Source organism: Colwellia sp. E2M01 (assembly GCF_018860585.1).
Taxonomy (GTDB): domain Bacteria; phylum Pseudomonadota; class Gammaproteobacteria; order Enterobacterales; family Alteromonadaceae; genus Colwellia.
Window position 1 is genome coordinate 43,013 of the sequence record NZ_JAHKPR010000016.1, and the last position, 9,289, is coordinate 52,301.

The following is a 9,289-nucleotide window of genomic DNA, read 5'->3' on the forward strand; positions in this document are numbered from 1 at the left end:
AGTTTTTGTCTTTAATAATAATTGGGCTATTCGTAGCTTTTGTTCATTTAAGTCGTGTTATAACAAGGTTAAATAATTTGTAACTATTACTATAATTATGACTTTTTGGAAAATAATTTCCGGCTATTTAATGGTTTATTACCTAACAACTGGTTAATAACATGGCGCATAAGTAGCTTAAAGGTAAAATTTATTGCGTCAGTTTCAGCATTGCTTGCTTCGCTAGGCTCTTTATCATTTACTTGATTCGTATTTTCTGGTTTTTGATACAGCGTCTCTTGTTGAGCAATAGCTTGCAGATGCGACGCTGAAAAGCATTGTTCACTATTTTTGGGTAAAGCACTGTACACAGGAACAAACCCTTGTTCAGGTATATAATGAAAATAATGTGCATCGTATTCAAACACTGGGGAAAAATCAAAAGACAAGCCTAACTCTTCTAATAATGAGAGTTCGAAATAGCGTAATTGTGGCGCTATAGCCGAGCCTTGCGATAAAGCTGTTAATGTTTTTTGATACTGTAAAAATAAATCTGTGCAAGCAATGTGTTCTGTCAGTAAGCGGATCATTAATTCATTGATATAAAAAGCACTAAAGAGGCTGTGCTTAATTAATGAAAAAGATTTAGCTGTGCTATCTACTTGCGTTATTTGCTTAAAAACCCCCTCACCTTTCATGATGACTTTAAGCGGTAAAAAAGGCTGAATTAAGCCTTTTTTAATCGAACGTTTAGACTGCCCCACATAAACCAATGCGGTGACTTTACCGTCGTGTTCGGTTAACAAGTCAACTAATAATTGATTTTCACGATAAGGTCTACGGTGTAAAACAAAAGCATTTTGCTCAACCATGTTTTCTTACTCGATACTGTTGATTAAGTATATGCCTAACCAGAGTAATCATCACCGTAACCTAAGCTGCGTAATGCGCGCTCATCATCAGCCCAACCTGATTTAACTTTTACCCAAGTTTCAAGAAACACTTTACTGTCAAATAAGTTTTCCATGTCACGTCTTGCTTCTTGCCCAATAGTTTTCAAACGCTCACCACGATTACCAATAACCATACGTTTTTGACTTTCTCGTTCAACTAAAACTAAAGCATTAATATGAATAATGCCTTTTTCATCCATTTTAAACTGCTCTATTTCAACAGTAATGGAGTAAGGTAATTCATCACCAGTAAAGCGAATTAGTTTTTCACGGATCACTTCTGAAGCCATAAAACGACTAGAACGATCAGTTATGTGATCTTCAGGAAACCAAAAATCACTTTCAGGCAATGAAGATAAGCATAATTTGCTAATGGTATCTACGCCATGTCCTTTGGTTGCACAGATAGGAACAATGTCTCTAAAGTCATGCATTTCGCCTAACTTTTGTAAATGCGGCAATAACTCGTCCTTATCAGCAATATTATCGGTTTTGTTCACCACTAAAATACATGGCATACCACTTTGTTTAACTTTGGTTAAGACTAGCTCATCATCTTGAGTCCAGTTTGTCCCCTCAACTAAAAATACAATTAACTCTACTTCAGCAATTGAACTACTTGCCGCGCGATTCATTAACCGGTTAATGGCACGTTTTTCTTCGGTGTGTAAGCCTGGAGTATCAACTAAAATAGCTTGTCTATTTTCTTCGGTTAAAATACCTAAAATACGATGACGAGTAGTTTGTGGTTTTTTCGAGGTAATACTAATTTTTTGCCCTAACATGGCATTTAATAATGTTGATTTACCAACGTTTGGGCGACCAACAATAGCAATTAAGCCAGCATAGGTATCTGAGGTATCGATTTGCATAATATAATGTCTCGTGCTGGTTTATTTTTTTGTGTTACTTCTAGTAGGAGTGCTTTTATTGCTAGTCTTTTGAGCAGCTCCGGCTTTTGCTTTTACAGGCCTTGAAATTTTATTTTTTTTGCCACTATTAGTTACTTTAGACGTATTAACAGACTTAGACTTAGATAAAGTAACATTTTTAGCTGGCTTAGTTATTTTTACCTTACTGTCTTTAGCTTGCTCAATTAAGGCAAGGATCTGCATTGCCGCTTCTTGCTCAGCCTTACGACGACTTGTTCCCTTAGCAATAACCACATCTTTAATAACCGATGTTTGACAACGAACAGTAAACTCTTGGTTATGCGACTGACCTGTTGTGTCAATCACTTCATAACTTGGTAGTTCTATTTTTCTACCTTGTAGATATTCTTGTAAACGTGTTTTTGGATCTTTTTGTTCGTTACCCGGTTTAATAGCGGTTAAACGTTTTTCAAACCAACTTAAGATTAGCGTTTTACAACGTTCTATAGAAGAATCTAAATAGACCGCACCAATAATAGCTTCTATCGCATCTTCTAAAATGGATTCACGACGATGACCGCCACTTTTTAACTCACCTGGGCCTAATATTAAACATTCACCTAACTCAAAATCTCGAGCAACTTTAGCTAAAGTAACCCCCTTAACTAAACTAGATCGCATACGAGTTAAATCACCTTCATCATGCTTTGGAAACTTATCAAAAAGTGCTTCGGCAATAACAAACCCTAGAATTGAATCCCCTAAAAACTCCAGCCTTTCGTTATGCTGGCCTTTAGCGCTACGATGAGTAAGTGCTTGCACCAAAAGTGTTGGATCATTAAATTCATAACCCATTTTCTTGGTTAATCTAGCAAGATTATGTGGATTTATTTTCACGAGTGCTCACTATTCCTCTGACAACTATGGATACTTACTATCTGAATATTAAAATCATAGGTGTTTAAAAAAAGTTTAAAAAAACTAGCCATTTTAATTAATAGCTCCGATACGTGAGAAACGAATAGCGGTTGGTACCCAGTTTGGTAAAAAGCTATCATCGCCACGTTCAAAATCAAAACTCATCCATATAGCAACCGCCTCACCAACAAGATTCTCTTCTGGAACAAACCCCCAAAAACGTCCATCTAAAGAGTTATCGCGATTATCACCCATGACAAAATAATGATTTGCAGGTACTAAAAACTCATCAGCCGCGGTGCCCGCTTGCTGAAAATACATTGCTGTGCGGGTTGGACTATGAATATCATTTAAAACATGATGGCTTTTGTTCAGCATATCAGATTGAAATTCTTTCATACCAGACTTAGAATCCGGTCCTTCATAATTACCTAATAATTTTTGCGGTACTTGTACAAAATCAGGACATTTTACATCTGTTTCTTGGCATGCAGCCTTAATATAGAGAGATTTATTACGATAAATAATACGGTCGCCAGGTAAACCAATAACACGTTTTATATAATCAATTCTTGGATCTTCTGGGTATTTAAATACCGCCACATCGCCACGCTCAGGCAAGCCGTTTTCAATAAACTTAACTCTTGCTACCGGATCTTTTAAACCATAGTTAAATTTATTCACAAGAATAAAGTCACCATCAAGTAACGTTGGCATCATTGAGCCTGACGGAATTTGAAAGGGTTCATATAAAAAAGAACGTAAAATTAAAACAAAGGCAATAACAGGAAATATTTGCACTGCAGTATCAACTAGTGGAGACGGTTCATTTAAAGTCGCTAATGCTTCTGGTGTTAATTCGGCAGCATGTAATTCTTTTGCTGTAGCTTGCGCTTCTTTGACTTTTAATTGACGCTGCGGCGCTAAATAAAATTTATTAGCAAACCAAACTATCCCTGTAAGTACTGTGATTACCACTAAGATAATCGAAAAATAAACTGCCATATTAATCCTAAATTTTGTTATTTTTTAAATGCTACAATCGTAAACTTTGTTAAGTAAATACAATCCAGTTAACGCTTTATCATTTAACATCTTTAGCTGTGTGATATCAGCGATAATACATTAAGAGAAAAACGTTAATTAATTTAACGATGATAGAAATTAGCCATCAAGTTTTAAAACGGCTAAAAATGCTTCTTGAGGTACTTCTACATTACCTACTTGCTTCATACGTTTTTTACCGTCTTTTTGCTTTTGTAGTAACTTTTTCTTACGGCTAATATCACCACCGTAACACTTAGCGGTAACGTTTTTACGTAATTGTTTAACGGTTGTACGCGCAATAACGTTATTGCCAATAGCTGCTTGAATAGCGATATCGAACATTTGACGATGAATTAGCTCTCTTAATTTATCTACTAGTAAGCGTCCACGCGCAACAGAGTTTGTTCTATGCGTGATCATTGCTAATGCATCAACGCGATCGCCGTTAATCATTACGTCTACTCGTACCATGTCAGCAGCTTCAAAACGTACAAAATTATAGTCGAGTGATGCATAACCACGACTTGTTGATTTAAGTTTATCGAAGAAGTCCATAACCACTTCAGCCATTGGTAATTCATAGGTTACCGCAACTTGGTTACCGTGGTAAATAATGTCTTTTTGCACACCACGTTTTTCAATACATAAAGTAATAACATTACCTAAATACTCTTGCGGCACTAAGATATTAGCTTGCACAATTGGTTCACGTATTTCGTAAATATTATTGATTGCAGGAAGGTCTGCTGGGTTATCAATAAAAACAACCTCACCATTGGTTGTTTCTATTTCATAGTTTACCGTTGGTGCTGTGGTGATTAAATCAAGATCGTATTCACGAGATAAACGCTCTTGAATAATTTCCATGTGTAGCATACCAAGGAAACCAATACGGAAACCAAAACCTAATGCGGAAGAGTTTTCTGGTTCAAAAAATAATGATGCGTCATTTAAGCTTAATTTGTTTAAGGCATCTCTGAAGTTTTCATAATCATCAGAGCTAATAGGGAAAATACCTGCATATACTTGTGGCTGAGCTTTTTTAAAGCCTGGTAAGGCATTGGCTGTTTCTTTTTTGCTAATAGTAATAGTATCGCCCACTGGCGCACCATGAATTTCTTTAATACCGGCAATAATAAAGCCAACTTCACCCGCTTTTAATACACCAGTATCCGTTTGTTTTGGCGTAAAAATACCGACTTTATCAATTTGGTGAACTTGTCCTGTAGACATCACCAACATTCTGTCGCCTTTTTTAACTTCTCCGTTCATAATACGAACGAGTGAAACAACACCTTGATAATTATCAAACCACGAGTCAACAATTAACGCTTGTAATGGCTCGTCTATATTACCGACCGGTGGTGGAATATTTTTAACAATAGTCTCTAAAACGTCTTCAATGCCAAGCCCTGTTTTAGCTGAACAGGTTACCGCTTCTGTGGCGTCAATACCTATAATATGTTCGATTTCTTCACACACACGATCAGGATCCGCTTGTGGTAAATCAATTTTATTTAGAATCGGAAGTACTTCTAAATCCATTTCAATTGCGGTGTAACAGTTAGCAACTGTTTGCGCTTCAACTCCTTGACCAGCGTCAACAACCAGTAGTGCACCTTCACATGAAGCTAAAGAACGCGATACTTCATAAGAAAAATCAACATGGCCTGGAGTATCGATAAAGTTTAATTGGTAAGTTTCACCATCTTTAGCTTTATAATCTAAAGTAACACTTTGCGCTTTAATGGTGATACCACGTTCTCGTTCAATATCCATTGAATCAAGTACTTGCGCTGACATTTCGCGCTCTTGCAAACCACCACAGTGCTGGATAAGACGGTCAGAAAGTGTGGATTTACCATGATCGATATGGGCGATAATTGAGAAGTTTCTAATGTTTTTCATAAAGGGCAGTCAAATAAGCAGCGTTAAAATAATACAATGCCGTGATTTTAACGAATTTACTGCCTTGGGGCTATCTTTTGTTCAGATATCTTTTGTTTCTAACTATTGCAGCTAATTAACCTAAACTCGGTTTAATTACAGCCAAGCTCAAGATTCCTTTACATTTATCCCTTGGTTACGTGGAAAATGATACTAGTTGTTTACCGTTTATTTAGAATGAGAGGTAATAGAGATTTCAGTGTTATTTTCTGATGGTATTATTTCAATAATTTTAGGTTGTAACTTTGCACTTTGCGTACCGTATTGTTGTTGGTACTTTGCAACACGATACCCCAAATATGCACCAGCAATACCAAGCCCTAACGCAAATAATTCATGATTTAATACTTGCTGACTTAACAACCACTGCCCTAATGCTGAACAACTAAATAAGCCAAGTAATGGGAATAAGTAAACCTGCCCAGCACTCGTAAGAATATCTTGTTCTGGTAAAGCTAAAACTACACAATCACCTAATTTCAAGGTTTTACCTGAAGCATGTTTAATATCGCCGCTGTAAGGTAAACTTAAAGTAAGCTTTCCTTGCGGTAAAGCTTTGGCAACTTGGCCGCTGCCGCAGGTATCAACCTGAGCGCAACTACTACAGGTTGATTTTACTTGGCTAGTAACCGTAATGTAATCAGCTTCAATAGCAACAACATTAGTCAGCTCTTTAATCATTTTTCAGCTCATTTGTTGGTGATTTTCGACTTGATAAACCTTCATTTTTTAATGTTTTATCATCTGGGGCTTGGTTAGCACTTACTCTTGATAAAGCTGATGCTGGAGCAATTGATTCAGCAATTTTTTGAGCAGTATCTAAAGGAATTTCGCCAACCACGCCAACCTCAATCCCTTGGGAAATAGCATTAAAAACTAAGGTTGCACCATCATTCGCATATTCTGCTGCCCTAAATTTTTCGTTACTAAGGTTAACATAAACAGAAATATCAACTAAACCATCAGAGAACAATATAAAGTCTACCGTTCTATCTGCGCCACGATTATAACTATTTAAATAGTGTTGATTAGATTTCACCATAGAAAAGCCTCGAGGTAACCAATCAACTTGCCAAGTAAGCTGTTTATTTTGCTGCTGATTGGTTAAGGTGATTGCTTTAGGTAATTCGGTTGATTTAAGTTGTATTAAGTTATCAGATAACTTGTCGTTGACTTCAAGATGAGTAAGTTGCACTTGCTCTAATAGTTTTCCTTGGCGCGTTAACACTGCCATCTTCAATAATATGCCGGTATTTTGATCAAGCCATAACCAATAACTGTAACGGTACTTATCTTTGGCAACGATACGAATAAGTTGTGCAACCCTACCTAATATGCGACTTCTACCGACAGAAATAAAACGATAACTTTCTTCTAACTCACTGATATCACCACGAAAAACACTTGGAATAGGACCTCGAGTATCATCAGAAATAACAGAGTAAGGCTCTTGATCAGGCTCAAGATAACTAACAAGTTCACCTTGGCGTAATACATCATGACGAGAGCCATTTAGACGAGTTAATATTTCGAGCTCTTGTCCTGCTTCATCAATACCGTGAAACCAATGATAAGGCTCTGCTTGATTATTTTTAACAACAACAAAAGATGCTGAAAAGTTCAATTGACGTAGGGATTGAGAGAAGCGTTCGAGCCAAAGTTTTGCAGACTCTGTTTCTGCTGCACTAACTGATAAATTAACGCATAACACTAATAAAAAAAGTACCGGTAATTTCATGATTTCTCGTAAATAATGACTGAAGGTTAATTATTTCAATTCTTTGCAGAGTGATATTATCAACTAATTCAGCCAATCACGCTATTTTATATTACGTGGGTATTTCCTATGTATTACATGATTTTAGTTTAAATCATGTAATACACGTCATTACGTTTTAATTAGCACCTAATTTAACTTGCTGATTATGATCTTTTAATAATGATTGTAAGCGACGCTGTTGCGCAACCCTTTCTGCCACATTTTGCTCATTTTTAGCTTGTTGTGACTGTTGCGATTGTTGTTGATTCTGTAAATATTGCTCTACCTGAGGCGATTGCACAGAAAAACTAACCGGATTAGCATACCCTGCTAAAGGTACGGTTTGTACTACTTGATTTGGCGTTATCGAGTTATCAGAAACGTTATGCTGCACACCAACAATCATTAATGCGGCAGCTGAAGCGGCAATAGCAACCTGACCGATAGGTTTAGCAAAATTAGCTATTTTAGCTTTAAAGCGGTTAGTCGCATTAACAACATTATTAGTATTTTGATTAGTTTTTTGTACGGCATCTTGTACATTATTAGCTTTGCTTATTTCAAGCTCGGCATTAAGTGAATCATCATTTTCAACAAGCGAACTTGATTCTTTTGTTGATACTGCATTAGCAGATAGCTTAGGGGAAAGTATAGTCGCTTCTTGGGCAATGGCCTCAGCAATACTTTGGCTTAAGTCTAACTGTAAAGCCTCTGGCGCTTCATCACGAAGAACATCACCAATTAAATGATAATTTTTCCAAGTACTTGCTAATTCATCATCCTTTAGCATGCTATCAATTAAACGGGGACTAATACTATCGTCTGTAGACGGAGAGTAATTATCGACTAATGATGAGATTGACTCTGATTTAATTTCGCTCATACTTACCTTAAAAAAACTGGTTAAATTTTACTTTACACATGACTTAGCTATGCAATTAAATTGCTGTTAACTTAGTTATTTTTTTCTAACAAAGGTCTAATTTTCTTATCGATCGTATCACGCGCTCTAAATATACGTGAACGAACAGTGCCAACAGGACATTCCATTATTGTTGCTATTTCTTCATAGCTTAAACCTTCGATTTCTCGAAAATTTATTGCTAATCTGAGATCTTCAGGTAATGACTCCATCGTACTGAAGATAAGTTTTTTAATTTCAGCTGTAAGCAATATCTTTTCAGGTGATGCATTTTCACGTAAAGCGTCACCTGCGTCGTAATTTTCTGCATCATCAACGTCAATATCATTACTTGGTGGCTTTCTACCAAGAGCTACACTATGGTTTTTCGCACAATTTACGGCAATACGATACAACCAAGTATAAAAAGCACTATCACCTCTAAAATTAGGTAATGCTCTGTAAGCTTTAATAAAGGCCTCTTGAACAATATCAGGCACATCACTGTTATTTTTAACATAACGACTGACTAAATTAGCCACCTTGTGCTGATATTTAGTCACTAAGAGATTAAATGCACTTTTATCGCCACGCTGAACCCGCTCAACTAATTGTTGATCAATATTAGGTTCGCTCTGTTGAGCCATATCTTTTAACACTGACAATGGATTTGTACTCATATATTTATTGGCTCATAACTAACACATAAAGTAAGACTAAGGTTTTTCCAAAAAGTTCTTTTTATTTTATTTTTTTTTGAAAAAATTTATTTCAATACTTAAAAGCATTTTACTTATGTGGGTTATCAAACACAATTGTTGCTAGTATCCAGAATATAATTCGCAGTTTAACTTAACTTATTAGACAGTTATAACTTAACCCTTACCTTGCATTTATACCAAGTTGATTAAGT

The 9,289-nt window shown here is 36.2% G+C and carries 8 protein-coding genes and 1 pseudogene; all 9 read right to left on the minus strand.

All coding sequences use genetic code 11. The annotated features are described in order from the left end of the window. Positions 1-95: 95 nt before the first annotated feature. Positions 96-851, minus strand: coding sequence for a DNA repair protein RecO (gene recO / locus KO502_RS02770; RefSeq protein ID WP_216021035.1), 756 nt, complete (start codon positions 849-851; stop codon positions 96-98). Positions 852-886: 35 nt separating this feature from the next. Then, on the minus strand, positions 887-1,804 hold the full coding sequence (gene era / locus KO502_RS02775; protein ID WP_216021036.1) for a GTPase Era: 918 nt from the start codon (positions 1,802-1,804) through the stop codon (positions 887-889). A 219-nt stretch (positions 1,805-2,023) separates the two neighbouring features. After that, positions 2,024-2,659: pseudogene (rnc, locus tag KO502_RS02780) on the minus strand (ribonuclease III); the annotation flags it as partial. A 135-nt stretch (positions 2,660-2,794) separates the two neighbouring features. Then, on the minus strand, positions 2,795-3,727 hold the full coding sequence (lepB, locus tag KO502_RS02785) for a signal peptidase I (RefSeq protein WP_216021037.1): 933 nt from the start codon (positions 3,725-3,727) through the stop codon (positions 2,795-2,797). Between the two features lie 159 nt (positions 3,728-3,886). Then, positions 3,887-5,677 (minus strand): translation elongation factor 4, encoded by a 1,791-nt coding sequence (gene lepA, locus KO502_RS02790; RefSeq protein ID WP_216021038.1) that lies wholly within the window; start codon positions 5,675-5,677, stop codon positions 3,887-3,889. Positions 5,678-5,884: 207 nt separating this feature from the next. Continuing rightward, a complete protein-coding gene (locus KO502_RS02795) occupies positions 5,885-6,397 on the minus strand; it encodes a SoxR reducing system RseC family protein (protein ID WP_216021039.1) in 513 nt (170 codons plus the stop codon). Then, positions 6,390-7,454 (minus strand): MucB/RseB C-terminal domain-containing protein, encoded by a 1,065-nt coding sequence (locus KO502_RS02800; RefSeq protein WP_216021040.1) that lies wholly within the window; start codon positions 7,452-7,454, stop codon positions 6,390-6,392. Before KO502_RS02800 ends, KO502_RS02795 begins: the two co-directional genes overlap by 8 nt. A gap of 157 nt (positions 7,455-7,611) precedes the next feature. After that, positions 7,612-8,358, minus strand: coding sequence for an RseA family anti-sigma factor (locus KO502_RS02805; protein ID WP_216021041.1), 747 nt, complete (start codon positions 8,356-8,358; stop codon positions 7,612-7,614). Positions 8,359-8,429: 71 nt separating this feature from the next. Next, positions 8,430-9,056 (minus strand): RNA polymerase sigma factor RpoE, encoded by a 627-nt coding sequence (gene rpoE, locus KO502_RS02810; RefSeq protein ID WP_252730469.1) that lies wholly within the window; start codon positions 9,054-9,056, stop codon positions 8,430-8,432. Between the last annotated feature and the right edge of the window lie 233 nt (positions 9,057-9,289).

Bases quoted from the DNA above. Each gene is read 5' to 3' on its own strand.
- recO (WP_216021035.1), bottom strand. From the start codon at position 851: ATGGTTGAGCAAAATGCTTTTGTTTTACACCGTAGACCTTATCGTGAA.
- era (WP_216021036.1), bottom strand. From the start codon at position 1,804: ATGCAAATCGATACCTCAGATACCTATGCTGGCTTAATTGCTATTGTT.
- lepB (WP_216021037.1), bottom strand. From the start codon at position 3,727: ATGGCAGTTTATTTTTCGATTATCTTAGTGGTAATCACAGTACTTACA.
- lepA (WP_216021038.1), bottom strand. From the start codon at position 5,677: ATGAAAAACATTAGAAACTTCTCAATTATCGCCCATATCGATCATGGT.
- KO502_RS02795 (WP_216021039.1), bottom strand. From the start codon at position 6,397: ATGATTAAAGAGCTGACTAATGTTGTTGCTATTGAAGCTGATTACATT.
- KO502_RS02800 (WP_216021040.1), bottom strand. From the start codon at position 7,454: ATGAAATTACCGGTACTTTTTTTATTAGTGTTATGCGTTAATTTATCA.
- KO502_RS02805 (WP_216021041.1), bottom strand. From the start codon at position 8,358: ATGAGCGAAATTAAATCAGAGTCAATCTCATCATTAGTCGATAATTAC.
- rpoE (WP_252730469.1), bottom strand. From the start codon at position 9,056: ATGAGTACAAATCCATTGTCAGTGTTAAAAGATATGGCTCAACAGAGC.